Annotated in this window: 22 protein-coding genes; 12 read left to right on the forward strand and 10 right to left on the reverse strand. The window is 64.6% G+C overall.

The window, feature by feature from the left end; genetic code table 11:
- The first annotated feature begins 104 nt into the window (after window positions 1-104).
- Together DIS04_RS02840 and DIS04_RS02845 are read left to right on the forward strand one after the other, a co-directional pair.
- Window positions 105-665, forward strand: coding sequence for an OsmC family protein (locus DIS04_RS02840; RefSeq protein WP_111412196.1), 561 nt, complete (start codon window positions 105-107; stop codon window positions 663-665).
- The gene (locus DIS04_RS02845; RefSeq protein WP_111412197.1) at window positions 662-1,918 is read left to right on the forward strand and encodes an NAD(P)-binding domain-containing protein; all 1,257 of its coding nucleotides are present in this window, start codon (window positions 662-664) and stop codon (window positions 1,916-1,918) included. The genes DIS04_RS02840 and DIS04_RS02845 overlap by 4 nt, the downstream gene beginning before the upstream one ends.
- A gap of 95 nt (window positions 1,919-2,013) precedes the next feature.
- Here the strand turns inward: DIS04_RS02845 and DIS04_RS02850 are convergent, their stop codons facing one another.
- The gene (locus DIS04_RS02850; RefSeq protein ID WP_111412198.1) at window positions 2,014-2,820 is read right to left on the reverse strand and encodes an amidohydrolase family protein; all 807 of its coding nucleotides are present in this window, start codon (window positions 2,818-2,820) and stop codon (window positions 2,014-2,016) included.
- A 163-nt stretch (window positions 2,821-2,983) separates the two neighbouring features.
- Here DIS04_RS02850 and DIS04_RS02855 point away from each other — a divergent pair, with 163 nt between their 5' ends.
- The 4 genes from DIS04_RS02855 to DIS04_RS02870 are packed head-to-tail and all read left to right on the forward strand — an operon-like array spanning window position 2,984 to window position 6,783.
- On the forward strand, window positions 2,984-3,742 hold the full coding sequence (locus DIS04_RS02855; RefSeq protein ID WP_111412199.1) for a GntR family transcriptional regulator: 759 nt from the start codon (window positions 2,984-2,986) through the stop codon (window positions 3,740-3,742).
- Between the two features lie 55 nt (window positions 3,743-3,797).
- On the forward strand, window positions 3,798-4,760 hold the full coding sequence (locus DIS04_RS02860; RefSeq protein WP_111412200.1) for a Bug family tripartite tricarboxylate transporter substrate binding protein: 963 nt from the start codon (window positions 3,798-3,800) through the stop codon (window positions 4,758-4,760).
- A gap of 23 nt (window positions 4,761-4,783) precedes the next feature.
- Window positions 4,784-5,263 carry a tripartite tricarboxylate transporter TctB family protein gene (locus DIS04_RS02865; RefSeq protein WP_245904463.1) on the forward strand — a complete coding sequence of 160 codons (480 nt, stop codon included), beginning with the start codon at window positions 4,784-4,786 and terminating at the stop codon, window positions 5,261-5,263.
- Window positions 5,264-5,277: 14 nt separating this feature from the next.
- On the forward strand, window positions 5,278-6,783 hold the full coding sequence (locus tag DIS04_RS02870) for a tripartite tricarboxylate transporter permease (RefSeq protein ID WP_111412202.1): 1,506 nt from the start codon (window positions 5,278-5,280) through the stop codon (window positions 6,781-6,783).
- 5 nt (window positions 6,784-6,788) lie between these two features.
- Here the strand turns inward: DIS04_RS02870 and DIS04_RS02875 are convergent, their stop codons facing one another.
- Entirely contained in the window at window positions 6,789-7,748 is a 960-nt protein-coding gene (locus DIS04_RS02875; protein ID WP_111412203.1) for a LysR family transcriptional regulator, read from the reverse strand.
- A gap of 130 nt (window positions 7,749-7,878) precedes the next feature.
- On the opposite strand from DIS04_RS02875, the gene DIS04_RS02880 reads away from it, so the two are divergent.
- The 6 genes from DIS04_RS02880 to DIS04_RS02905 all read left to right on the forward strand — a co-directional run bounded on the left by DIS04_RS02880 (window position 7,879) and on the right by DIS04_RS02905 (window position 15,905).
- Window positions 7,879-8,820 carry a sodium-dependent bicarbonate transport family permease gene (locus tag DIS04_RS02880; protein WP_111412204.1) on the forward strand — a complete coding sequence of 314 codons (942 nt, stop codon included), beginning with the start codon at window positions 7,879-7,881 and terminating at the stop codon, window positions 8,818-8,820.
- A 199-nt stretch (window positions 8,821-9,019) separates the two neighbouring features.
- Window positions 9,020-10,189, forward strand: coding sequence for an isovaleryl-CoA dehydrogenase (locus DIS04_RS02885; protein ID WP_111412205.1), 1,170 nt, complete (start codon window positions 9,020-9,022; stop codon window positions 10,187-10,189).
- 142 nt (window positions 10,190-10,331) lie between these two features.
- Window positions 10,332-11,939, forward strand: a complete 1,608-nt coding sequence (locus tag DIS04_RS02890; RefSeq protein WP_111412206.1) for a carboxyl transferase domain-containing protein — start codon at window positions 10,332-10,334, stop codon at window positions 11,937-11,939.
- 7 nt (window positions 11,940-11,946) lie between these two features.
- Window positions 11,947-12,774: an enoyl-CoA hydratase-related protein gene (locus DIS04_RS02895; protein WP_111412207.1), complete on the forward strand. Its 828-nt coding sequence runs from the start codon at window positions 11,947-11,949 to the stop codon at window positions 12,772-12,774.
- Entirely contained in the window at window positions 12,771-14,810 is a 2,040-nt protein-coding gene (locus tag DIS04_RS02900) for an acetyl/propionyl/methylcrotonyl-CoA carboxylase subunit alpha (protein ID WP_111412208.1), read from the forward strand. Before DIS04_RS02895 ends, DIS04_RS02900 begins: the two co-directional genes overlap by 4 nt.
- Window positions 14,811-15,005: 195 nt before the next feature.
- Window positions 15,006-15,905: a hydroxymethylglutaryl-CoA lyase gene (locus tag DIS04_RS02905; protein WP_111412209.1), complete on the forward strand. Its 900-nt coding sequence runs from the start codon at window positions 15,006-15,008 to the stop codon at window positions 15,903-15,905.
- Window positions 15,906-16,026: 121 nt separating this feature from the next.
- Here the strand turns inward: DIS04_RS02905 and DIS04_RS02910 are convergent, their stop codons facing one another.
- The 8 genes from DIS04_RS02910 to DIS04_RS02950 form a co-directional block, all read right to left on the reverse strand.
- Window positions 16,027-17,103 carry an MFS transporter gene (locus DIS04_RS02910; protein ID WP_111412210.1) on the reverse strand — a complete coding sequence of 359 codons (1,077 nt, stop codon included), beginning with the start codon at window positions 17,101-17,103 and terminating at the stop codon, window positions 16,027-16,029.
- Complete coding sequence (locus DIS04_RS02915) at window positions 17,100-20,498, reverse strand: toxin VasX (protein ID WP_111412211.1); 3,399 nt, start codon at window positions 20,496-20,498, stop codon at window positions 17,100-17,102. The genes DIS04_RS02910 and DIS04_RS02915 overlap by 4 nt, the downstream gene beginning before the upstream one ends.
- Window positions 20,495-22,645, reverse strand: a complete 2,151-nt coding sequence (locus tag DIS04_RS02920) for a type VI secretion system Vgr family protein (protein WP_111412212.1) — start codon at window positions 22,643-22,645, stop codon at window positions 20,495-20,497. The genes DIS04_RS02915 and DIS04_RS02920 overlap by 4 nt, the downstream gene beginning before the upstream one ends.
- A 358-nt stretch (window positions 22,646-23,003) precedes the next feature.
- Window positions 23,004-23,609 carry a class I SAM-dependent methyltransferase gene (locus DIS04_RS02930; RefSeq protein ID WP_111412214.1) on the reverse strand — a complete coding sequence of 202 codons (606 nt, stop codon included), beginning with the start codon at window positions 23,607-23,609 and terminating at the stop codon, window positions 23,004-23,006.
- Between the two features lie 24 nt (window positions 23,610-23,633).
- On the reverse strand, window positions 23,634-24,035 hold the full coding sequence (locus DIS04_RS02935) for a GFA family protein (RefSeq protein ID WP_111412215.1): 402 nt from the start codon (window positions 24,033-24,035) through the stop codon (window positions 23,634-23,636).
- A 97-nt stretch (window positions 24,036-24,132) separates the two neighbouring features.
- A complete protein-coding gene (locus DIS04_RS02940; RefSeq protein ID WP_111412216.1) occupies window positions 24,133-24,714 on the reverse strand; it encodes a class I SAM-dependent methyltransferase in 582 nt (193 codons plus the stop codon).
- Window positions 24,715-24,886: 172 nt separating this feature from the next.
- On the reverse strand, window positions 24,887-25,294 hold the full coding sequence (locus tag DIS04_RS02945) for a hypothetical protein (protein ID WP_111412217.1): 408 nt from the start codon (window positions 25,292-25,294) through the stop codon (window positions 24,887-24,889).
- A 299-nt stretch (window positions 25,295-25,593) separates the two neighbouring features.
- The gene (locus DIS04_RS02950; protein WP_111412218.1) at window positions 25,594-26,031 is read right to left on the reverse strand and encodes a VapA/VapB family virulence-associated protein; all 438 of its coding nucleotides are present in this window, start codon (window positions 26,029-26,031) and stop codon (window positions 25,594-25,596) included.
- Window positions 26,032-26,131 lie beyond the last annotated feature (100 nt).

The raw sequence follows: 26,131 nt of genomic DNA on the forward strand, positions 1-26,131 counted from the left end.
AACCACGCCCTCTCCCACGCTGACTCACACCAAGCGCGTCGAATCTCGCCGTTGACCGCTGACGGTCAACCCCGACGAGACACAACGACACGAGGAGAGCGTCAATGCACACCGCCACCCAACCGATCGACAACGGCGTCAACGTCACCGCCCTGCTGGGCGCCCGCGAGGCGCTGGCCCAGGCCCCCGCCGCCGCCCGCTTCACCTGGCGCGCGCACTGCGCCTGGGTCCGCGGCACACACAGCCGCATCGCCATCGAGGAGTTCCACGGCCTCGGCGAAACCCAGCGGCACCGCTCGCGCTACACCTTCGAGGCCGACCACCCCGAGGTGTTCGCCGCCGAGGACAACGGCCCCACCCCGGTGGAGTACGTGCTGTTGGGCCTGGCCGCCTGCCTCACCGCCGGCGTCGCCGCCGTGGCCCAGCATCGCGGCATCCAGCTGCGCTCGGTCAAGGCCGTTGTGGAGGGCGACATGGACATCCAGGGCATCCTCGGCATGGACCCGGAGGTGCGCAACGGCTTCGACGACATCCGCGTGACGTTCGAGATCGACGCCGATGCCAGCCGTGCCGACATCGAGGCGCTGGTCGCCCAGTCGCAGAAACGCTCGGCGGTCTACGACCTGCTCACCAACCCGACCCACGTCAAGGTCGAGGTAAAGTGAAGACCGTGACCGCCGTGGTCGTCGGCGCCGGGCACGCGGGGCTCGCCATGAGCCACCACCTGGCCCGGCACGCCATCGACCACGTGCTCCTGGAACGCGGCGAGGTGGCCAATGCCTGGCGGCACCAGCGCTGGGACTCGCTGCGCCTGCTCACGCCCAACTGGCAGACGCGGCTGCCCGGCCAGGTTTACAGCGGGCCGGAGCCGCAAGGCTTCATGGGCATGGCGGAGCTGATCGCCTTTCTCGACCACTATGCGCGGAGCCTCTCGGCCCCGCTGCATACCGACACCGAGGTGGTCTCGGTGCGCCAGGCCGAGGACGGCTACCGGGTGGTGACCCACCGGGGCGACTGGCGCTGCCGGGCGGTGGTGATCGCCACCGGCGCCTGCCAGCTTCCCATTGTGCCCGCCATGGCCGCCGCCCTTCCGCCCTGGATCGAAAGCCTGACGCCCCACGAATATCGTCGCCCGGAGCAGTTGCCGCCGGGCGGCGTGCTGGTGGTCGGCGCCTCGGCCACCGGTGTGCAACTGGCCGACGAGATCCAGCGCAGCGGCCGCCCCGTGACGCTTGCCGTGGGCCAGCACCTGCGCTTGCCGCGGAGCTACCGCGACCGCGACATCCAGTGGTGGCTGGAGCGCGCCGGGATGCTCGACCAGCGCTTCGACGAGGTGGAGGACCTGGCCCGCGCCCGGCGCCAGCCCTCGCCTCAACTGCTGGGCAGCGCCGTGCCGCAGGACCTGGACCTCAACGCCCTGAGCGATCGCGGCGTGCGCCTGGTCGGCCGCCTGGCGGGCCTGTCCGGTACCCGGTTGCAGTTCTCGGGCTCACTTGCGGTGCACTGCACGACGGCGGATCTCAAGCTCGCCCGGCTGCTAGACAATCTGGACGCCTGGGCCAGCACCCATGGCTGGCACGACGCCCTGCCCGCCCCGCAGCGCCTACCCTCCACGCGAGTACCGCAGCGGCCCTGCCTTGGGCTCGACCTGGCCGCCGGCGAGATCAAGACGGTGCTGTGGGCCACCGGCTTTCGCCCCGATTTTAGCTGGCTCGAGGTGCCGGTGTTCGACGCCCGCGGAGGCCTGCGCCACGACGGCGGCATGGTGGCACCCGGCCTCTACGCCATGGGCCTGCCGTTCATGCGCCGACGCAAGTCGGGCGCCATCCACGGCGCCGACGACGACGCCCGCGATCTCAGCCTCCATCTCGCCGGCTGGCTGGCCGGGGCGCGGCGGCGTCGCGACTCCTTCGCCTGACGGCGGCTCAGGTGCAGACGGATGTGCGGAAGCAAGAAAGACCCGGCCGCTCGCCCTGAGCGGCCGGGTCTTGCTAATCGTTCGGTCTTCTCCTGTCAGTCGATTTCGCCCAGTCGAAAGAGAGCTTGTGGCGATTTCTCCAGGATATAACGACGGTCGTCTTCATCGCCGATCCAACCGGCCAGCCAGTCGAAGGTGTCCCGGTAACTGTGCTTGCCTTCATGGCGGGTCCAGGGCCAGTCACTGCCCCACACCAGTCGTTCACGCCCCAACGCTTCCAGTAGCGCTCGGACATGAGGTCGCAGATCAGCCACGGGCGATCGATACGGCGCCGACAGCTTGACCCAGGTGCGACCGTAGCGGCCGGCTTCCAGCAGCAGGCGAAAACCGGCATCGGCGGCGGGGTCGGCCTCGACGGGCAGCCCCAGGTGATCGATCACCAGTGTGACCCCGTGCTCGTGCAGCGCGGGGAAGATTTCGGGCAGGCGATCCCCTTCGAGGTGCAGCTCCAGGTGCCAGCCCAGCACCTTCAGCCGGTTGAGAAAACCGATCCACTCCGGATCGTTGAGGTCGGGAAGCTCGCGGCGCCGTTCGATCAGGTTCCAGCGCACGCCGACGATGCCGGCCGCATCGAGCTGACGCATCTCCGTCAGGCCGGCCTCCTTGGGAAGCTGCACCACTCCGCGGTAGTTCTCACCCAGATCGGCGAGGATACGCAACAACTCACGATTGTCGTGACCGAGAAAGCTCGGCTGTACCAGCACGCCACCGCGAAGCTCGCATGACGACAGATGTGCCTGCCATTCATGCAGAGGCGCCGGCCGCGACGGGCGATAGTTGGAGCCCTTGACCTCATCCACCTGCGGATAGACGTGGGCATGACAGTCGAATCCTTGCTTCACGTTGGCTCCCTCACCCTGGCCTCCTCATCGCCTGGCCCTTGGCGGCTGAAGCCAAGGCCTCTTGTTAAGACTTAAGTCTAGTTCTCTAGAGAACCGGTTGACTAGAAGTATACACTGGTCTTTAGTGACAGCAACAAGACAGCGAATCCAGGAGATCGAACCCATGTGTGCATTGCGCATGCCCCAAGCCGACGGGCGCCTTCCCCTCTATGCCCGGCTGCGCGATCAGTTGGCGTCGCGGATCGCCAATGGGGAGTGGTCGCCGGGCGACACGATCCCCTCGGAGAATCGCCTGGCCGAGGAGTACGGTGTGGCGCTGGCCACCATGCGCATGGCGCTGAAACAACTCGTGGACGAAGGCCTGCTGGAGCGGCGCCGGGGCACCGGCACCTTCGTCAAGCAGCCGGCTTTTCGCGCCGACCTGTTCCGCTTCTTCCATGTTCACGACGCCGAGGATCCCGACGGCTCCATGATTCCGGAGAGCCGTATTCTCCGTCGTGAGGAGGTCGAAACGCCCGCCGAGGTCCGGCTGGCCTTCGGCGAGCCGGTCGCGACGAATTGCATCAAGCTCGAGCGCGTTCGCCTGTGGTCCGGCGAACCGATGCTGTTCGAGGAGGTTTACCTGCGCCTGCCCGATTTCGAAGGGCTGCTGGCGCTCGACCCCAAGGACATGGGACCGCTGCTCTACCCCGTTTTCCTTCAGGAATTCGGGATTCTCATCTCGTCGGCGACGGATGAGCTTTCGTTCGGCACCGCCACCCAGGCAAGCGCCAGGTACCTGGGACTGCCTGCCAATTCGCCGGTTGCCGTCATCGAGCGCATCGCGCGCAATCCCGTGGGCCGCGTCATCGAGTATCGCCGCGTGCATGGCCGCCCCGAGCGCTTCCGCTATCGCGTCACCCTCGGCGAACAAAACGCCTGAAGCGGGCCTCGATGCCCGCCCCATGTCCTCACGATTCCAACGACAGGTACGACAAATGAAAACCACCCTGCTTCTCACCACCGCCACCGTGTCAGCCCTTGCCTTCACTCCGTCGATGGCCAGCGATTATCCCGACCGACCCATCGAGCTCATCGTGCCGGCACCGGCGGGCGGCGGCACCGACAACGTGGCGCGCATGCTCAACCAGTACCTCGAGGAGGAGCTGGGCCAGCCCGTCGCCGTACTCAACGTGGCGGGCGGCGGCGGCGCCGTCGGCGTCAATCAGTTTTCCCGAGCGAAGCCCGATGGTTATACCTTGCTCTCCACCTGGAACAGTCCCATCACCACGGTGCCGCACTTGCAGCGCGTACAGTACTCCTACGAGACGCTGACCCCCATCACCAGCACCTCGCAGAGCGCCTACACACTTTGTGTCGCGCCCGATTTTCCGGCCGATAATGGCGAGGAGTTCCTGGCCGAGCTGCAAGCCAACCCCGGCAAGTACACCTATGGCAACGACGGCGTCGGCGGCACCATGCGTCTGGCGGCGGAGCGGATCTTCGAAGCCTACGACATCAATGCCCGCCCAATTCCCTTCGGCGGTGCCGGCGAGACCCTGCAGAATTTCCTCGGTGGCCACGTCGACATCTACGGCGGTTCCATCACGCCGGTGCTGCCCTATGTCGAGGAGGACCAGGCCAAGTGCCTGCTGGTGACCTCCGCCGATGACAACGAGGCCTTGCCACAGGCGTCCGGCCTCGCCGCCCTTGGCCATCCCGAGCTCGAGACCGTGCTCTGGCGCATGATGCTGGGCCCCGAAGGCATGGAGGAAGAGCGCGCGGAAGCGGTCGCCGACGCCGTGGCCCGCGCCGTGGAACATCCCGAGTTCCAGGAGTTTCTCGCCGCCCAGGGCGAAACCCTCAACCTGGTGCGTGGCGAAGAACTGCGCGAGCGCCTGAAACAGGAAACCCAGGCCATCGGCGAGACCCTGGAAAACCTCGGCCTCAAGCAACAGTGACTCGCAAGGGCAGCGATAAGACCATGAACTACAGAGATCTCTTCTCTGGCATTGCCTTCCTCATCATTGGCGTCACCACCGTCTGGATGGGGAATGACTTCTTTGCCGATGCCGCCTACGTTCCCATCGGGGTAGGCACCCTGATGGGCGCGTTCTCCCTGCCCTTGATCTGGCGAGGCATGAAGAGCGTGCTGACCACACGCGCAATGACCGACTCCACCACCGGCCACAACATGACAACCCACCCGGCGCCCGCCCTGGTCGATCATCCGGCGCGCTTCACCACGACCCTCGGATGCTGTCTGGTGTACTACACGGCCCTGCCGATCGTCGGCTTCTATACCACCAGCGCCCTGTTCATCACGCTGTTGGCCGTGCTGCTGGGAGAACGGCGACCCGCCGTGATAGCGGGCATCACCGTTGGCTTCATCACGCTGCTGTACGCCCTGTTCGCCGTGGTGCTCAAGCGCCCCTTGCCCGTCGAGTTCTTTCTCGCTTCCTAGATAGGCTCCAGCTCATGTTCGAATCGCTCCTGAATGCGCTCCCGGTGGCCCTGCAGTTCGGCTCGCTGATCAGCCTGTTCGTCGGCACGCTGATCGGCATCCTGATCGGTGCGCTGCCCGGCTTGAACCCGGTCATGGCCATCGCCTTGATGCTGCCGCTGACCTACGGCTTCGACCCCATCATTGCCCTGGGGCTGGTCGCCGGGATCTACAACGGCTCCATGTATGGCGGCGCCATTCCCGCCATCCTGCTCAACATCCCCGGCACGCCTGCCGCCATCGCCACCACCTTCGACGGCTACCCGATGACGCGCAAGGGTGAGGGAGGGCTTGCCCTGAAGACGGCCTGCTGGTCGTCCGCTATCGGCGGTATCGTCAGCGCCCTGGCCCTGATGACGCTGGCCCCCATGCTGGCCAAGGTGACCCTGGCGTTCGGCCCGGCGGAGTACTTCTGGGTGGCCGTGTTCGGCCTCGTCAGCATTGCAGTGCTGGTCGGCAAGGATGTCAGCAAGGGCATGCTCAGCGCCCTGCTCGGCGTCATCATCGGCCTGGTGGGCGTCGATGCCATCAGCGGCGAAGAGCGCTTCACCTTCGATTCGCTCTACCTGTCAGGCGGCTTCGAGCTGCTCATCGTGCTGATCGGGCTGTATGCCGTGCCTCCCGTGCTCGAGATGGCGGAAAGGCGCAACGAATCCTACTTCAACAGCGACAGTTTCCGTGCCAAGCCGAGCGGCGGCAGCCTGGGCCTGCTGCGTCGACATTGGCGCACCTGGAGCCGTTCATCGCTGATCGGTGTGGCCGTGGGCATCCTGCCTGGCGCCGGCGGCAACCTGGCCGCCCTGCTCAGCTACAACGAGGCCAAGCGCAAGGCGCCGGACCCCGAGACCTTCGGCAGCGGCAATCCGGTCGGCGTCGCCGCGGCGGAGTCCGGCAACAGCGCCGACAACGCGGCGGCCATGATTCCTTCGCTGACGCTCGGCATTCCTGGCAACCTGGTTGCGGCGCTGGTTTTGGGCGCGCTGATGATCCACGGGCTGCAGCCCGGTCCGCAGCTGTTCACCCGCGCTCCCGACGTGGTGTTCGGCTTCATGTGGCAGATGTTGCTGACGGCCATGCTGCTGTTGCTGCTCGGCGGCATGGTCGCCACACGCCTGTTCGCCCAGGTGCTGCGCATGCCCTCCGCCTTGCTGGTACCCACCACCCTGGTGCTGATGGCGGTGGGGGTGTACACCGTAAACGGTAACGTCACGGATCTCTATGTCATGCTGGCCTTCGGCCTGACCGGTTACCTGCTCAATCGACTCGGTTTCCCGCTGGCGCCCGTGGTACTGGGGGTGCTGCTGGGTCCCATGGCGGAACAGAACTTCCGCCTGACCATGCTGATTGCCCAGAACGACTGGACGGTGCTGTTCACCCGCCCCATCTCGCTAGGCATCGTCGCTCTGCTGGCCGTGGTGCTGCTCTCTCAGCTGTGGAAGACGCTGCGCCATCGTCGCCAGTCGCAGGATCAAGCTGCCTGAGACCTTCATGAGGAGTCTTCCAACCGCCCTAGCATCGCCTCCAGCTCGTTGGCCACGAAGCGTGGCTCGACGCACTCGTCGAGATGCCCCGCGGCGAAGCGCAGGAAGCCCAGCGCGGCATGGGGCAGGCGTCGGTCACGGCGCACGATGAACTGCCAGTGGCTCTCGATGGGAAAATCGCGCACCGGCAGGATCACAAGGTCGGGGTGCTCCTGCGGCAGCACATGCTCGGAGAGCACGGCAAGCCCAAGCCCGGCCGCCACTCCGACGCGGATCGCCTCGTTGCTGGCCATCTGCAGCGTGGGGCCCAGCGACAGGCCGTGTTCCTGCAGCCAGCTCTCGAACATCATGCGCGTCGCCGAGCCCGGTTCGCGCAGCAGGAAGCGTTCACGCAGCAGCTCTCCCAGGGAAATGCTTTCGCGGTGCGCCAACGGATGCCCCTGTGGCGCCACCACCACCAGCGGGTTGCGCAGGAAGCGGCCGGCCAAGGCATGGGCCAGCGAAGGTGGATGGCTGAACACGTAGAGATCGTCGTCCTGGCGTTCGAAGCGCGTCAGCACCTGGCGACGGTTGCCGATGTGCAGGGTCACGTCGATGTCGGGGAAGGCCTGGCTGAAAGGGCCGAGCAGGCGCGGCAGCACGTACTGGGCGGTGTTGACCAGGGCGATGCTGAAGCGGCCCCGCTCACCGCCGCGCAGGGCGGCCAGGTAGTCCTGGAAGTCGTCGAAGCGGCCGAGCACTTCACGGCTGGCACGGTACAGCTCGTGTCCCGCCTCGGTGGTGGTCAGCCGCCCATGGCCGCTCTGCAACAGCGGCTCGCCGACCGCCTCGGTGAGGCGCCGCAGCTGCTGCGACACCGTCGGCTGGGTCAGGTGGAGCTGGCGCGCCGCTTCGCTGACCGAGCCGGTACGCACCACTGCGGTAAACACCTGAAGGAGCCGAAAAGTCAGGTGCCGAACGTTCATGTCACCACCCTGGCCAATGATCCATAGCTGATCATCTATCTAGCTACCTCTAACAATTTATTGGAATCAATATAACGCACTCTTCACAATCCGCGTCTACCCTGCCTCCTGAACGAGAAGAGAGCGTTTCATGCCCGATATCGTGGTGATGTTCTTCCTGCTCGGCCTGCTGGCCGGCGTGGTGAAGTCCGACCTGACCATTCCCAAGGCCGCCTACGACACCCTGAGCCTGCTGTTGATGCTGACCATCGGCCTCAAGGGCGGCATGGCACTCTACGGCAACCTGGGCTGGTCGCTGATACCGGAGTTGCTGACGGTGGCGGCTCTCGGCGCCCTGATACCGTTGGCGCTGATGCCGATCCTGCGGCGGCTGGTACGCCTCTCGCCGGCCGACAGCGCCAGCCTGGCCGCGCACTACGGTTCGGTCAGCGCCGGTACCTTCGCCGTGGCGCTGGCCTTCGCCGAGGGGCGCGACCTGGCCATCGGCGCCGAGGTCACCCTCTACCTGGTGATGATGGAGCTTCCGGCGATCATGATCGCCATCGCTCTCTACCGACGCTATCGCGGCAGTGAAGCCGGCGAGGCGATGCAGGGCCTGTGGCACGAGACCCTGACCAACCGCGGCGTGATCCTGCTCGCCGGCGGCGTGGTGATCGGCGCCATGTACGGCCCGGCGGAGGGCGCCAACGTCACCGACCTGCTGACCGGCGCCTTCCACGCGGTGCTGGCGCTGTTCCTGCTCGAGATGGGCCTGACCGCGGCGGAGACCCTGCGCCCGATCCCCTGGCGCCACTGGCGGCTGCTTACCTTCGCCCTGGTGGCCCCGCCGCTGCTCTCCCTGGTGGGAATGCTGGCCGGCCTGGCCCTGGGCCTGCCGACCGGCTCGGTGCTGATCCTCACCGCGCTCGCCGCCAGCGCCTCCTACATTGCGGCGCCCGCGGCAATGCGCACCGCGATCCCCGAAGCCAATATCGGGCTGGCCATGCTCGCCTCCCTGGGCTTTACTTTCCCGCTGAACGTGATCATCGGCATACCGCTCTACCATCAGCTCATTCAGTGGCTGGCCGGCTAGCGCGAGCCGGCCGCCCGCGGGCCGTCGGCACGTGCCGATGGCTCGCTTCCTTCGACATTCGTAGAACGCCACAAAGCTGCACTTTACGTTAACGTCAACCTCGCCTAGTCTTGTAGCATCCTGAATACACTGAGGCGCGGCTGCGTGCCCGCATCAGCCGACAGCCGGTCTACCACTGACACTAGGGAGTTCCGCCGCCATGTTCACGTCCTACAAGCCCCTCGACTTCGGCCTCGATGACGAACTCAACATGCTGCGCGATCAGGTGAACGCCTTCGCCCGCGACGAGATCGCGCCGCGCGCCGCCGAGATCGACGAGAAGAACGAGTTCCCCAACGACCTGTGGCGCAAGTTCGGCGACATGGGCCTGCTCGGCATCACCGTGCCGGAAGAGGACGGCGGTAGCGGCATGGGCTACCTGGCGCACTGCATTGCCATGGAGGAGATCTCCCGGGCCAGCGCCTCGGTGGGCCTCTCCTACGGCGCCCACTCCAACCTGTGCGTGAACCAGCTCAAGATCAACGCCTCGCGCGAGCAGAAGGCCAAGTACCTGCCCAAGCTGATCAGCGGTGAACACGTCGGCGCCCTGGCCATGTCGGAGCCGGGCGCCGGTTCCGATGTGGTCTCGATGAAGCTGCGCGCGCGCCGCGAAGGCGACCACTACGTGCTCAACGGCAACAAGATGTGGATCACCAACGGCCCCGACGCCGATGTGCTGGTGGTCTACGCCAAGACCGACCCGGACGCCGGCTCCAAGGGCATCACCGCCTTCATCATCGAGAAGGGCTTTGCCGGCTTCTCCACCGCCCAGAAGCTCGACAAGCTGGGCATGCGCGGCTCCAACACCTGCGAGCTGGTGTTCCAGGACTGCGAGGTGCCGGTCGAGAACGTGCTCGGCGACGAAGGCAAGGGCGTCCGCGTGCTGATGAGCGGCCTCGACTACGAGCGCACCGTGCTCGCCGCCGGCCCCATCGGCATCATGCAGGCGGCCATGGACGTGGTGATGCCCTACATCCACGAGCGCAAGCAGTTCGACCAGTCCATCGGCGAGTTCCAGCTGGTGCAGGGCAAAGTCGCCGACATGTACACCACCCTGAACGCCTGCCGCGCCTACCTCTACACCGTGGCGGCCGCCTGCGATCGCGGCCAGACCACCCGCAAGGACGCTGCCGGCGTGATCCTCTACTGTGCGGAGAAGGCCACCCAGGTGGCGCTGGACGCCATCCAGTTGCTCGGCGGCAACGGCTACATCAACGAGTACCCCACCGGGCGCCTGCTGCGCGACGCCAAGCTCTACGAGATCGGCGCCGGCACCAGCGAGATTCGCCGGATGCTTATCGGCCGTGAACTCTTCAACGAGTCCAAGTGAAAATAGCTGCGCTCATTCATACGGCGTTAAAACTTGACTCAAAAGGCTCATTTACAACAGTAAACTCCGCTTTTTCGTCAATTTTTGCCTTGGCTGAATATCGCTCGCTTATTTTCATACTTGAAGAGAAAAAGAGACTCCTATGGCTACCCTAACGACACAAATCAATCCGCGCAGCGATGGCTTCCAGGCCAACGAAAAGGCCATGCGCCACGAGGTAATGAAGCTGCGCGAGCTGACCGCGGCGATCAGCCAGGGCGGCGGCGAGAAGGCCCGCGCGCGGCACGAGTCCCGCGGCAAGCTGTTCGTGCGCGACCGCATCGACCACCTGATCGATGAAGGCTCGCCCTTCCTCGAGTTCTCGGCGCTGGCCGCCCATGAGGTCTACGAAAGCGACGTGCCCGCCGCCGGCGTGGTCACCGGTATCGGTCGCGTTTCCGGCGTGGAGTGTGTGATCGTCGCCAACGACGCCACCGTCAAGGGCGGTACCTACTACCCGCTCACGGTGAAGAAGCACATCCGCGCCCAGGAGATTGCCCGCAAGCACCGCCTGCCGTGCATCTACCTGGTCGACTCCGGCGGCGCCTTCCTGCCCCGCCAGGACGAAGTGTTCCCCGACCGCGACCACTTCGGGCGCATCTTCTACAACCAGGCCACCCTCTCCGCCGAAGGCATCCCGCAGATCGCCGTGGTGATGGGCTCGTGCACCGCCGGCGGCGCCTACGTGCCGGCCATGGCCGACGAGTCGATCATCGTCAAGCAGCAGGGCACCATCTTCCTCGGCGGCCCGCCGCTGGTGAAGGCCGCCACCGGCGAGAGCATCAGCGCCGAGGACCTGGGCGGCGCCGACGTGCACGCCAAGATCAGCGGCGTGGCCGACCACTACGCCGAGAACGACGCCCACGCCCTACAGCTCGCCCGCGCCTGCGTGTCGCGGCTGAACTGGCAGAAGCGCGGCCAGCTCAAGATGCAGGAGCCCAAGCCCCCGCGGCTGGACCCCAGCGAGCTCTACGGCATCGTCGGCACCGACCTGAAGAAGCCGTTCGACGTGCGCGAGGTGATCGGCCGCATCGTCGACGACTCCGACTTCGACGAATTCAAGCGCTACTACGGCGACACCCTGGTCACCGGCTTCGCCCACATCCACGGCTACCCGGTGGGTATCGTCGCCAACAACGGCGTGTTGTTCTCCGAATCCGCGGTGAAGGGTGCCCACTTCATCGAGCTGTGCGCCCAACGCAAGATCCCGCTGGTGTTCCTGCAGAACATCACCGGCTTCATGGTCGGCTCCCGGTACGAGCACGAAGGCATCGCCAAGCACGGCGCCAAGCTCGTCACCGCCGTGGCCTGCGCCAAGGTGCCCAAGTTCACCGTGCTGATCGGCGGCAGCTTCGGCGCCGGCAACTACGGCATGTGCGGCCGCGCCTACGACCCCAACCTGCTGTTCATGTGGCCCAACGCGCGTATTTCGGTAATGGGTGGCGAACAGGCTGCCGGCGTGCTGGCCCAGGTCAAGCGCGAGCAGTACGAGCGCGAAGGCCGCGAGTGGAGCAAGGAGGAGGAGGAAGCCTTCAAGCAGCCCACCCGCGAGCAGTACGAGCGCCAGGGCCACCCCTACTACGCCAGCGCCCGGCTTTGGGACGACGGCGTGATCGACCCGGCCCAGACCCGCGACGTGCTGGGGCTGTCGCTCGCCGCGGCGATGAACGCGGAAGTCCAGCAAACCAAGTTCGGCGTATTCCGGATGTGAGGTCGCCATGACACAGACATATTCGAACCTGAACATCGACGAGCGCGGCGTCGCCCGGCTGACGCTGAACCGCCCCGCGGTGCACAACGCCTTCGACGACAGCCTGATCGCCGAGCTCAACGAGCACCTCGTCAAGCTCCACGACGCCGCCCGCCACGGCGAGGTACGCGTGGTGGTGCTGGGCTCCGAGGGCAAGAGCTTCTCCGCCGGGGCCGATCTCGGCTGGATGAAGCGTATGGTGGAGTACGACTTCGAAGGTAACCTGGCCGACTCGCGCAAGCTCTCGCAGCTGATGCACGGCCTGGACACCCTGCCCTGCCCCACCGTGTGTCGCGTGCAGGGTGCGGCGTTTGGCGGTGCCGTGGGCCTGGCCGCCTGCTGCGACGTGGTGATCGCCAGCGAGAAGGCCAGGTTCTGCCTCTCCGAGGTCAAGATCGGCCTCTCCCCGGCGGTGATCAGCCCCTACGTGCAGCGCGCCCTGGGCTCGCGCCAGATGCGCCGCTACGCGCTCACCGCCGAGGTTATCGACGCCGACCAGGCACTGGAGCTGGGCCTGGCCCACCAGATCGTCGGCCACGACCATATCGACGAGGCGGTCGAAGCGATGATCGCCACGCTGCTGGCCGGCTCGCCCCAGGCCCAGCGCGCCACCAAGTCGCTGCTCGCCGAAGTGGCCCGTGACTCCGACAGCAAGGCCACCCGCGAGCACACCTGCCGCGTGATCAGCGAGCTGCGCGTGAGCGCCGAAGGGCAGGAAGGCCTGACCAGCTTCTTCGAGAAGCGCCGCCCCGCCTGGGCCGACGACAACACGAACTCCTCGGAGCGCCGCTCATGAGCCAGACCGATTCCCGCACCACGCCCTTCGACACCCTGCTGGTGGCCAACCGCGGCGAGATCGCCTGCCGCGTGATGCGCACCGCCCGCGCCATGGGCCTGCGCACCGTGGCTGTCTACTCCGACGCCGACGCCAACGCCCGCCACGTGCGCGAGGCCGACGAAGCCGTGCGCCTGGGCCCGGCCGCCGCCCGCGAGAGCTACCTGAAGGTGGAAGCGGTGGTGGAAGCCGCCAAGCGCACAGGCGCCGGCGCCATCCACCCCGGCTACGGCTTCCTCTCCGAGAACGGCCCCTTCGTCGAGGCACTGGACGCCGCCGGCATCACCTTCGTCGGCCCGCCCGCCTCGGCGATTGCCGCCATGGGCGACAAGTCCGCCGCCAAGGCGCGCATGGCCAACGCCGGTGTGCCGCTGGTGCCGGGCTACCATGGCGACGACCAAGACGACGCCCTGCTCAAGGCCGAAGCCGACAAGATCGGCTACCCGGTGTTGCTCAAGGCCAGCGCCGGCGGCGGCGGCAAGGGTATGCGCGTGGTCGAAGCCCCGGAGCAGTTCCAGGCCGCGCTGGACGGCTGCCGCCGCGAGTCCCAGGCCGCCTTCGGCGACACCCGCATGCTGATCGAGAAGTACCTGACCCAGCCGCGTCACGTCGAGGTGCAGGTTTTCTGCGATTCCCATGGCAACGGCGTCTACCTGTTCGAGCGCGACTGCTCCGTGCAGCGCCGCCACCAGAAGGTCCTCGAGGAAGCCCCCGCCCCCGGCATGACCGCCGAACTGCGCCGCGAGATGGGCGAAGCCGCCGTGCGCGCCGCCAAGGAGATCGGCTACGTCGGCGCAGGCACCGTCGAGTTCCTGCTCGACAAAGATGGCTCGTTCTATTTCATGGAAATGAACACCCGCCTGCAGGTAGAGCACCCCGTCACCGAGATGATCACCGGCCAGGACCTGGTCGAGTGGCAGCTGCGCGTGGCCATGGGCGAACCGCTTCCGCTCAAGCAGGACGAGCTGACCATCACCGGCCACAGCTTCGAGGCGCGCCTCTACGCCGAAGACCCGGAGCAGGACTTCCTGCCCGCCACCGGCAAGCTCGAGCGCTTCGCCATGGACCTCAAGGGTGCCGGACTCGACCCGCGCCAGGTACGCCTGGACAGCGGCGTGGAAACCGGCGACGTGGTCTCCATGCACTACGACCCCATGCTGGCCAAGCTGATCGTCCACGGCGACGACCGCGAGCAGGCGCTCTCCACCCTCAACCGCGCACTGGCGGCGCTGGACGTGCAGGGCGTGGTGACCAACCGCGCCTTCCTGCAACGGCTGGCCACGCATCCGGCGTTTCGCAACGCGGAGCTGGATACCCGCTTCATCGAGAAGAACGAAGCCACCCTCTTCGCGCCCAAGCAGTACAGCATCGAAGAGTACGCCGGCGCCGCGCTGATCGGCCTGAACCAGCTCGCCCGCGAGTGCGAGAGCGACTCGCCGTGGGACCGCCACGACGGCTTCCGCCTCAACGCCCCGCACACCATCCGCATCTCGCTTTGCGACCCGGCCCATGTGCAGGATGAAGCGAGCGTCGTCGTCGTGGAAGGCACCCGGGCCAGCGGCGCCGATCCGTGGGATTTGACCATCGGCGGCGAAACCCTCACCGCCCGCCTGCAGCACCTGGAAGGCGACGCCGTGGCCGTCACCCTCAACGGCCACCGCCGCCGCCTGCAGGCCCGCCGCGACGGCAACGTCGTGGTGATGGTGGACCCACGCGGCGAAACCCGCCTGTTCTGGCGCCGCATCGACGCCATCGACCACGGCCACCACGAAGCCGAGTCGACCCTCACCGCGCCGATGCACGGCACCGTGGTCGCGCTGCTGGTGGAAGCCGGCCAGAAGGTGGAGAAAGGCATGCCGCTGATGGTCATGGAAGCCATGAAGATGGAACACACCATGACCGCCCCCGCCGACGGCCACGTGGAGAGCTTCCACTTCAACGCCGGCGATACGGTGGGCCAGGGAGACGTGCTGCTCGAGTTTGCTCCCGCCGAGTAAGATTGGAGTGGAAACGAAAGCGTCAAGGCGGAAGGCAGCAAGCCGAGCGGCGCCGGGGACAGGGCGAAGCGGAGGTCATTTGCCATGGATGGCAAATGTAGCGTCCAGGGAAGGATTTACAGCGCCTCCGCGTAGCCCTGTCGACGGATCAGCCGCGGTTCATGGCCACGGCCGAGGACAGGAAGGAGTGTAAATATGGCATTTCCCAAGCGCGTGCGCCTGGTCGAGGTCGGCCCACGCGACGGGCTGCAGAACGAGCCCAACCCGATCCACACGGCCACCAAGCTGGAACTGATCGACCGCCTGGGCGCCGCCGGCATCCGCTACATCGAAGCCGCCAGCTTCGTCTCGCCCAAGTGGGTGCCACAGATGGCCGACCACCGTGAAGTGATGACCGGCCTCATGCGCCGCCAGGGCGTGACCTACGCCGCCCTCACCCCCAACCTCAAGGGGCTGGAAGCGGCGCTGGAGTGCGGCGTGGAAGAAGTGGCGGTATTCGGCGCGGCCAGCGAAGCCTTCTCGCAGAAGAACATCAACTGCTCCGTCGCCGAATCCCTGGAGCGCTTCGCCCCGGTGCTGGAGCGAGCCAGAGAGGCCAACGTGCGCGTGCGCGGCTACGTCTCCTGCGTGCTCGGCTGCCCCTACGAAGGCGAAATCGCCCCGGCCAAGGTGGCCGAAGTCTCAAAGGCGCTGTATGAGATGGGCTGCTACGAAGTCTCGCTCGGCGACACCATCGGTGTCGGCACCCCGCTCGCCGCCAAGCGCATGATCGAAGCCGTGAGCCGCGACATCCCCATGGAAAGGCTCGCCGCCCACTTCCACGACACCTACGGCCAGGCGCTCGCCAATCTCTATGCCGTGCTGGAAGAAGGCATCGGCGTGGTGGACAGCTCCGTCGCCGGCCTCGGCGGCTGCCCCTACGCCAAAGGTGCCTCCGGCAACGTGGCGAGTGAAGACGTCGTCTACCTGCTCAACGGCCTCGGCATCGAAACCGGCATCGACCTCGACAAGCTCGCCGAAACCGGCACCTGGATCACCCAAACCATCGGCCGGCCGAACCGTTCGAAGGTAGGTGTGGCGCTGGCGGCGAAGTGATTTAGCGGTGGAAACGAAAAGCCCCTGAGCCAGGTAGCTGGCTCAGGGGCTTTTTGTCAGGTGAGTACCGTCGCACTTCAGGCAAGGGCACCTGAACCACAGCAAGCGGAGCTGTCTCTCCTCATGCCATCGCGGCTTTCAGCTGTTCCTTGTAGGCAGCCATCTCTACCTTCCCAAGCTGCGGGGTGAGCTGGCAACGCTGGCGAGACCAAGGATATTCGATCTGCGCCTTGAGGTGGGCGGCGCCCTCGCCCTTCTTCCATGCCTCTAGGTCCAGGTCGCGCCAGTAGCGCGGGTCGCGCCCGGTTTGTCGGTCGTGCTCGGCGGTGGTGGGGTCGAGATGCCGGAACGGCTCCAAACGCGGCACGTCGGGCATGGGTTGGCTCACGTCCATGTAACGCTGCAGCATGTCCCACGTGGCATGCACCTCGTGCTTGTGGTCGACGATGGCGCTGAGCGAGGTCTGGTTGAACTGCTTGCCGGTATAGCGGTGCACGAACATCAAGCGGTAGAAGATACCGCCCCGCTGTACCACGCGCTCCACATAGCCGTCGAACTCGACGAAAGGTGCCTTCAGCGGTGGCTTCTTCTTGCCTTGGGCGAAACTCACCATTCCGGTTTGGCGGTTGAATTCGCTGCAGCGGTTTTCCATATAGCGATTAGCTCGATTGGCAGACCATCGACTAAAGGGACGTAAAATCAATGCAAAAAACTTGATCAGCCAATTAAAAACAGGTTGAGTTGTATATGCCGCAATCGCGATAGCGAATACCAGCCCCCCTCCAGCCACCAGCAAAAACAAAAACATGGCCAACATAACACTATAACCACGCTCCTGCATATAAAAAACAATCACTCCCGAGAGATAAAATGGAGCTAAAACCAAAAGACAGAAATAAAAAAAGGGAAAGGCCATCAATATGACAGAAAGCCCTAGCTTGCTTTTTAGAAAACGAATGCGCTGGTGATCCCACCACCAATCATCCGTCTTGAAGAACGCCTTGTCCTCACAATCCAAATGCTGAACGAACTCGGCATCCTCGCAGAGCTGCTGATAGGGGTCGATACTGGCATAATCCCCAAAAGGCAGCAGCTCCTCACCAATACGCTCTCGCTTCTTCGGCGCTGCCGGCATCGCAGGAATAGCACTAGCACGGTAGGCACCGGAACCATAGTGGGAGGAGCTTGCCTCTTTCATACCTGAAATTCCTTGATGTACCAGTAACGGGGGTCCTGTGAACGCCCTGTAAAGGATCTGATGAAATCGACGATAGGGTTGTTCACCGTGCGATACGACCGAGCCGGAAGCGCATCATGCTGCCCTTCCACAAAGGGCTCGTACTCCTTGAGCATGGGGGTAGGCAGCACCATCTCGCCCAACTCCCATTCGATTCTCGCCTGCAGGGCGACACGCAGGCGAGCCGTGGAGGTCACGCTGGTACCGCCCATCTCGAAGCTCTCCTCCGCCACCTTGCGCTTGACCAGAAAGCGTACCGCACTTTGCTGCGGCAGCAATTGCCGTTTACCAATCTCGAACGGCTCCGGCGCCCTTGTGATATGAGAGAGCTGCTCATAGGTGCCAAGCGGGGTGATGGTACCGGTATCGGTCTGCTCCAGCTCCTGCACGGCCAGGTTCAATGTCTCGCCAATCTTGTAGCGGCTGATCAGCGGCGTGCTGATCGTTACCACATAGTCGCGGCTACTGGGGGCATCAGTGCTTGATTCCCAAACACTTTCCAGCAGTGCCTGGCGCTCCTCCGCCCCCAAACTGCCGTAGCGCGACACCTCGATCTGAGCCGGGCTCAACTGCGTCAACAGCTGCGGGTAGTAAACGGTATCGTCGGCCGATGTCACTGTACTGGCAGGATGGGTACCCAGGGGGCCTTGCCTAAGCAATTGCTCGAAGGGGGTATCCTGGTTCATGGCGGCATAGCTGGACCCGCCGATGGCAAGCCCAAGGCCCAGCAACGCCCAGCCCCAGCCGGGAACCATTATCAGCCCGGCCATTAGCGGAGCGGCAAGAAACAGTGCTCCTCCTGCAATCGCCACACCATGGCCAATAGCTGCATCGCGATCCCCTTGCTGCAAACTATTGCGCAACTCCCAACTGCTAACCCCCACTGTTATCACACCAGCGAAGAAGTTAAATAGCCCAATAGTACGAACCAGTGTAGAGGCTCCTACTTTAGCCAACCTTTTGCCAATAATAGGCCAGCTCTTCATATCAACTAAAGGCCTTTGAGAAATACGCCCGATTACTGATACAGGCTCCGGATATAACACTGAATGCAACTTCATTGAGGCAGCACTAAGATCAACCAAACCACTCACCACCTTAGAAACTTGAAGCCCTTCAAGCATGCCATCTTGATACGCTTTCGCAGCACTAGATAATTCTTTACCAAGATTATATATCGCAAACCCCACCAACAATCTCGACACTGAAGGGCCATCCATCACCACTTTCACCTGACCGGCAAGCTTGGTCAGACGCAGTTGAGCAACCTTCGCGGCTTCGGGGTGGCCGGCGGGAAGTACGTACACCAGGACATGGCCGGCAGCCTGACGGATAGCATCGTCTACTTCAGACGACATGCGCTTCGGGCTGGTCGAGGCTTGCGCATTGCCCCTGGGATCCACCTGCTCAGCGTAGAGGTAGTCTCGTTGGGTCTGGAGCACACCGCTGGTACGGTCGCGGTCGGTCAGGCCCCATTCGATACCATCGCCATGCACGCCGATGATGACGTAGCGGCTCAGGTCGACCTCGCCACGCTGCATGACTTGTAGCTCGCCCCTCAGGGAGCCATCGACCAGATTGGCATGGGCACCAACGGCGGTGAACACACGCCGCATGTGAACCACTTCCACGTCGTCGCCGACCCGCTCCGCGACTCGCAGCACGGCCTGGCTCCACTGCCCCACTACCGTGTTGACCAAGCCGCCAACCTTGATGGCGTTGGCCACGCTGAGCACACCGGCCTGCTGGGTTTGTTCCTGCTCGGACTGGTTTTGGGCGACCAGCCCCAAGGTCTCCAGCCCAAGGCTTTCGGCTAGGGCCTCGTCGATGTCGCGGTCATCCTGGGCAAGCCGGCGCAGGAAGGCAGGCCGGAAATTGCCACTGCCATCATTGGTGTCGTCATCCGCCGATTCATCGGTGGCCTCGTTCTCGTCGGCACTCCAAAGCGCTTGCAACTCCCGGTCGGTCAGCAGCGTCTTGAGCAGTTGCCGGGTACGGGCCTCCTGGCGGGTGTCGCCCTGGTCGTGGAGCACACCGGGAAGCTGTTGCAGTACGCCGTAGAGATCACCACACAGGGCGTAGCCTTCGCAGATGCCCAGTTCATCGTGGCTGGTGAAATCACGCAGCACGGCAGTGAGCTGGCCCTGGCTGGCCAGCCGCTCAAGGGCGTCGAGCTGTGAGCGCACTACCGCAAGCGCGGCGTTGCGTTCGGCCTGCTCCAGGGTGGCATCGAGCTTTGTCGTGTCGATGGTACCCCGAAACTCGGCAAGCGGATTCGCCTCGCCACCGCTCGGCGCGGTGAAGAGAGCCTGGCGAATCAGCTTGGCCGAATGTCCCAAGGGATTGTCGGCCAGCCGGCTGTCGAGGCCATCCAGATAGTGTTCGGCGAGGTGGATCTGTGCCAGGGCATGGCGCAACGTAAACGGGGGGTCCGGCAGTGCCACGGCAACGATACCAGCGTTTTCCCGAATGGCAGCCAAGAGGTCTTCACTTGCCTCGCACTCCAGCGCCAGGGTGGCAGCGCGATCGGTCTCCCCTGCCTGCTCCCACAAGGTCTTGAGCTTGGCGCACAGTTCGCTTCCTGGCGGCGCGGTAAAGTCGGGAGTGAAAGACTCCGGCGCCTGTAGCATCAGTTCGATACCGAGATCACGCTCGCGCAGTTCCGGCTGGTCAGCCACGCGCCCGGCAGGAAAGCCGGTCTGCATGGAGAGCCAGCCTTCCATGTCGAGGACGACGGCATGGGCGTGACCGACGGCGGTGGTGCGCGTTTCGAGCCGGCCAGGATTGGCTTCGAGCCAGGTGATATAGGGCCAGCTCCAGGCGATCTCGCTGTAGGCGAGGCGCACTCGGTGCAAAGTGGCCTGCCCTTGCAGCATCGCAGGCAGCAGGATGTTATCGAGCCATTCACCTGCGCTGTCGCGCTCGTTGGGGGTATCGCCGCCCTCGGCCTGCTCGCGATAGTGTTCGACGTCTACATCGCTGAGCTTGCCATCGGGGCCGACCTCGAGTTCGCGCCACAGGCGGTTGTCGAAAAAGACATAGAGGTATCCCGGGCGCAGCATGGCAGTAGCGATGCCGGTATTGGTCGTTACCCCACTCCGCTGAACGGGACGATTGCGCCCGACTTCCGCCAGGGGGCGAACGGCCAGCATGGTGTTGTCCTGCAGGTTGCCATCGGTGCGCTCGAAAACGGTTCTGGCATGTTCCAGCAGCGGTATCTCGATTTCACCGCCGCCTTCACGCTTGGGAATGACCAGCGCCAAAGTGCCATCTTCCTCGTCTTCGTACTCGACACGGCGCCGCACGCCCAGGTCGACATCTTCGTCCTGCAGTTCCTTGAGATCGGCTTCGCTCATCCGTTCTGTCCTCCATTCGTCCGAGCCCGCCCCTTGCGCAGACGAACCTGCTGACCGTCCTGGCTACCGCTGGTGACGTCGACGAGAAACTCCCGCTCGCCCAGCCCTTCCGCCTCGACCAGCTGTGCCCGCTGGCTGGGTCCATGGCCTGAGAAGGCGACTTGGGTATGTTCCTCTCGCTCAGCGCGCTGGGGTAGTTCAGGGGGCTGGGCCCCCTGCCCACTTCCCGAGCCGGGGCTGCCGCCGGAGTTGATCCTGACCTGGGCGCCGACGATGGTGATGCCGCTGGGGTCGAGCTTGAGGAAGCTGCCGCCGGCCTTGAGGGTGATCTCGGCGCCGGCATCGATCACGGTCTTGCTGCCGGCCTGGTGGTGAATCTCCTGCCCGGCTTCGACGAGCTGGGCGCGGGCGGTCTTTTCGTGGCGGGTGGCGCCGACGATGAGGTGGTCGTCGCCATCGACCTGGGTATGCCGCTGACCGTGCACGGTGAGGTGGTCGTGGTTGTGGATCTCGCTGATGCGGTGATGGTGCACGCTGAGATGACTGTCGTTGCCGATCTCTTCGGTGCGGTCGTTGTTGGTCAGCAGTTCCAGGTCTTTCTGGGCGTGGAGCCAGATCTGCTCCTGGCCGGCCTGGTCCTCCAGGCGCAGTTCGTTGAAGCCTTCGCCCTGGTGACTCTGGGTGCGGATGACGGTGCGGGTCTTGTGCGCCGGAAGTTCGTAGGGCGGCGTGTTGATGGCGTTGTAGACCCGCCCGGTGATCAGCGGCTGGTCGGGGTCGCCCTCCAGGTAGCTGACGAGGACCTCGTGGCCGATCCGGGGAATCGCCATGCTGCCGTAGCCACCGCCGGCCCAGTCCTGGCTGACCCGCAGCCAGGCACTGGCGGTTTCGTTGGGTTCGGCGTAGCGATCCCAGGGGAACTGCACCTTGACCCGGCCGTGTTCGTCGCAATGGATCTCCTCGCCTTCGGGGCCGACGACGAAGGCGACCTGGGGGCCGTCGACCCGGGGCCTGGGGTTGGGCTCGGGGCGCCAGGCCAGATCGGCGGGCATGAGCACCAGTTCGTTGTGGTACTTGGTCATGGCTTCCGAGCCTGCCCGACCCTGCAGGCTGGCAGCGCTGCCCCCGTTATGATCTTGAACGATGCCGTCCTCTTCCAGCGCCTGGGGCTGCTTGCCGTAATGGACCACGCCGAGCACCTGCCAGTCCTGGTTGAGCTCATCGAGGTCGTGGTCGGTGAGGGTGAAGCGCGTGCCCGGGGCGAGTTCGGGCAGGTCGCTCTCGGCGTCGGCGGTGTTGGCGCTGCGACGCAGCGATTCGAGGCGGATGCGAGTGAAGGCCTGGCCGGAGGCGTCGGCCTTGTAGCGGCCGGGGTAGTCGTAGTGTTCGTAGTCGACGCGCTGGGCGTGCTCCTCCAGCCCGTCGGCGAGGTGCTCGTGCAGTTGACCGTAGGCCGGGTTCTTGAAGGAGTAGTCCTTGAGCGTGGCCGAAGCCGGGGCAACCCGGGCGTGCTGGTGCAGCTTGCGCACGTGGCGCGTGGGCGGCGTGCCGCCGGCGCGTCCGTGGTAGGTGCGCTCGCCCAGGTGGGGCAGCACCTGAGGGGCGTCGGCGAACACCAGGCGGTGCCCGTCATGAAACTCGTGGAAGTAGAACAGGCCCTCTTCGGCGGCCAGGCGCTCGACGAAGGCGAGGTCATGCTCCCGGTACTGAACGCAGTACTCGCGCGTTTCGGGTTCGCGGGTGGCGGCGAAGGCGAGATCGGTCAGGCCATGCTCGTCGCACAGGGTGTTGAGCACGGTGAGCGGCGAGACCTCCTGGAAGATGCGCGAGTTGTGGCGCAGCGAAAGGCGCCACAGCGCGGGGCGAATCTCGACGCGGTAGAAGGTGCGGCGGTGGCCGCGATCGCCGCGGCCGAACTCGCTGACGATGCCGTGCACGTGGCGCAGCGCCTCGCCCGCCTGCCAGATCGTCAGGGTGGCTTCGCGATCGAGAATGTCGGCGGCGGAGAGGCTGCCATCGCGGCTGGCGAAGCGCACCGACAGTTCGAAGGGCTGGGAGAGCGCTTCCTTGTGAGTGAACTCGACCACCGCCAGGTCGTCGGCCCCGGCCAGGGCCAGGGTGAATTGCCATCCGCTCTCGTTGGCCATGATGCCTCCCTGCATCCGGAAGATGCCGCTCTTATTGGTTAATTAGGGAATCGCAGTCCCTCGCGCGCAAAGCTTATCAATCGTGGCAGTGGGTATCTGTGGCACTTCGCCGATAAACGTGTAGGAAGGGGCTTACATGAGAGACTGGGCATCGATACCGGCATCGCCCTGGACAAGCTCACCCAGGCCGTCGAAGTTGAACCGTTCCAAGGTGATTGCGGCGCTGGCGGCGAAATCATCCGGCAACAGAATGCAGAGCCCCCGAGCCAGGTATCTGGCCCGGGGGCATCGGTATCGTGAACTGAGTACGAGACGGCGCCTCGTCCTCCTGGGGGTGGCTGTCGCCAAGGCGGGCGGATCAAGCACGGCGCAGGCGATACCAGTGCTCATCCGGGCGCAGCACCCATTCCAGCGGTGGCGGCAGCTTGAAGCAAGATGGCTTCACGTCGGTGACCTGCCAACCGGTGAAGGCGGCCTCGACCTCTTCGCGGCTTACCCCACGGATCAACGGACGGAGGCGCCGCGGCCAGCAAAGCAGGAGCACTGTCGCGTCGTCGCTGGCCAGGGCATCCAGGCTGCGGGCCATACCCCGCTGCCGCTCGATATCGAAGTCATGGAAGGTGCCGGTGTCGAGGATGAGCCGGAAGCCGGAACCCACTTCAGCCGCGGTCAGGCGGGTAACGTCACCGCGCACCAGGTTCATCTCCACGCCGGCAGCCCGGACCCGTTCGCGCCCCCGCTCGAGGGCCTTTGGCACGAAGTCGACCCCGGTCACCTCCCAGCCCCGCTTCGCCAGCTCGATGCCCCAGATGGCGCTACCCGTGCCGACATCCAGGGCACGCCCATAGGGTGGCTCACGGCCCTCTTCCTCGCGCTCGAGCAGCGACGCAAGCGTACGATGGAACGCCTGGTCGGTATCTTCCCAGGGATGAAAGCCGATGGCATACGCGAATTTCCAGCGCATAGGCGGCTCCTCGATCGTCCTCCGTTACAAATGAGCGAAGAACTGGGGGAATTGCTGCCACTGGTCGTTCATGCCGTCCACATAGGTAATCGAAATGCCTGATAGCTCTTCTTCGCTAATGCCTTCCAGGCAACCGATATTGACCCCGTACATCTTCCCGATAGGCGTCTCGTTGCCGACGCCGAATGGCCGGACACCGCAGACCTTGCAGAAGAAGTGCTGGTTCTTCGTGGAATTGAATAGGTACTCGGTGAGCATATGCTCTCCCGAGACGAGACGAAACCCGCCTTCTTTCGCAACGGCGGGCCAGAACCGAGTTCGTCGACAGATAGAGCAGTTGCAGCGGAAGGAGCCCTGGGCAAGGTCCAGGTCCGCCTCGAAGCGTACGGCGCCGCAATGGCAGCTGCCTTGGTAGGTCTTGAGCATTTCTTGTTCCTCTGGAATGCGTGGCACAAGGCGGAGTGGCGACTCTCTCCCATGCAGCCCCAACGAGTGCAACGCGAGCGCAGGCGGCAACGGCGCTCTATTCGCCGGGTGCCGTCGCCAGTACACAGAACCCCTCATCCACATCCACCAGCCGGACATCGGCGAATCCAGCAGCCGCGAGCACTTCGGCCAGCCCCTCTTTCACTTGGCCGGAGTGGGGAGTGAAACCGAGCGCCATTACACCCCCCGGGCTCATCACGCGCCGAATCTCCCGCAGCCCTGCCGCGGCATCGGGCCAGGCCTGCAGCGAATTGATCGCCAGGGCCTTGTCGAAGGTGGCGTTCCGGTAAGGCAGGTCTTCTACCGAATGCTGCCGAAGCTCAACCCTGCCAGCACGAATTCCCTTGGCGTTGCGAGCCTTGGCTTGCTGGACCATCTCCCCCGAAGCATCGATGCCGGCGACGCATCCCGATGGAACGCAATCGGCAAGGAGTTGAACTCCGACGCCTGGACCGAAACCAACCTCAAGTACGCTGTCGCTCGGCTGGATCTCGAGCAATTCGATGACCCGCTGGGCGATCCGACGATTCATGCGGGCCATGATGGTACCGCCGACTCTACCCAATAGGCCCGCCGGGCGACCGAAGGCTCGCATGAAGATGTTCTGAACGAAGCTCATCGCGGATTCAGTTGTCTCCTGTGGATTCCACGGATTCATGGCAGGCAACCGCCGCCATCCCGGGCCAGCCGAAACTGGCCTGCCGCCTTCATCAAGTGTGGCGGCCTCCCCGCTGGCCCTCCTCCGGCAGCACCCTACTGAGCCTAAGCGACGCCTGATGAGGGTGCAAAGTTCAAGTCATGCCAGGAGTTGCTTCCCTGCCAAGTCGCGCAAAACCTGCCTGTAGGTGATGTGCGATGACTGTCCCTTTTCCCAGCATCTCGATCTTTTTCTGTAGCCGTGCCATGACCCTCTCGCTCGCATCTCCGTAGACGTCAATGGATCGCTGATCAATGAGTTCGCGGAAGGCCCGGAATTTCTCCCACCCGACATCCATATGGAACTCCATCGATGCGGAATCGGGGTGCAGTGCGACGCACGTCATCCTGCTTTCCGTCTCGTCGATGAAGAATTCGTAGGTGAGAAGCTGTGGTTCGTGTGCATCGACGAAGGCGACAAGATCCTCCATCAACACCTTGACGGCTTCAAGCTTGCCCGGTCGGATGTCTGATATATCGATATACAGGATCGGCTTGGACATGGTTTCTACTCCTCCATGCACCCTACGGGTAACGCTCTAGCTCGGCGGCGCTACCCTACGGGTAACGCTCTAGCTCGGCGGCGCGAAGTAGGCGCGTCGGTTACGACGCCAGGTTAGCCAGGTATCTATCCAACCTTCGGTGAGATATGGGTAAAGCGCAAGGCACCTCCCATCTGGCAGGCAGCGCCTCCCCCTTCCGTGACAACGCCAATGAAAGCTTAAGGCGACGATGCCCTCTCAAATGAACAGGGGCGCCGAAGCGCCCCCGTATATAGCCAAGCTATTGACAATTTATCCGCTCAGCTCCAGCTACCCTTGCCTCCGCCGACGCCGGTGACGATGGAGACTGCCCCCGACTGGAAGTGGCCCAGCAGGTTGCTGTGGCTGTCGAAGAACAGGATGCTCAGGTAGACCGGCGTGGCCTGGAACTCGAAGCTCACGGTATCGCGGTAGAGCCGGTCGAGGTCATCGGTATAGACGTGCCCGAACAGGGCGCCACCGCCCGGTGAGGAGGCGCCGCCGGCATGGCCGTCGAAGGTCTTGCCATCGGTGATATTCACCTGGAACTTCAGGTAGAAGATCATGCTGGCTACGCTGCCATTGGCAGGATAGGCCTTCTGGGAGGCGGCCAGTGCCTGGGCGGCCTCGTCGATCTTCTCGGGCTCGAGCTTGCCATGCATGGCGACACGGAAGTCGTGGGCGATCAGCTGCTTGTCGATGGTTTGCGGAGCATTCATCGGTCGATACCTCGTACGATCGTTCTGGAAATGGCGGTCGGAAACCGACCGGCTTACTGCACTAAGCATTCCAGTTCAGAACTCTCATACCGACCGCATC

Source organism: Billgrantia lactosivorans (assembly GCF_003254665.1).
GTDB classification, from domain to species: domain Bacteria; phylum Pseudomonadota; class Gammaproteobacteria; order Pseudomonadales; family Halomonadaceae; genus Halomonas; species Halomonas lactosivorans.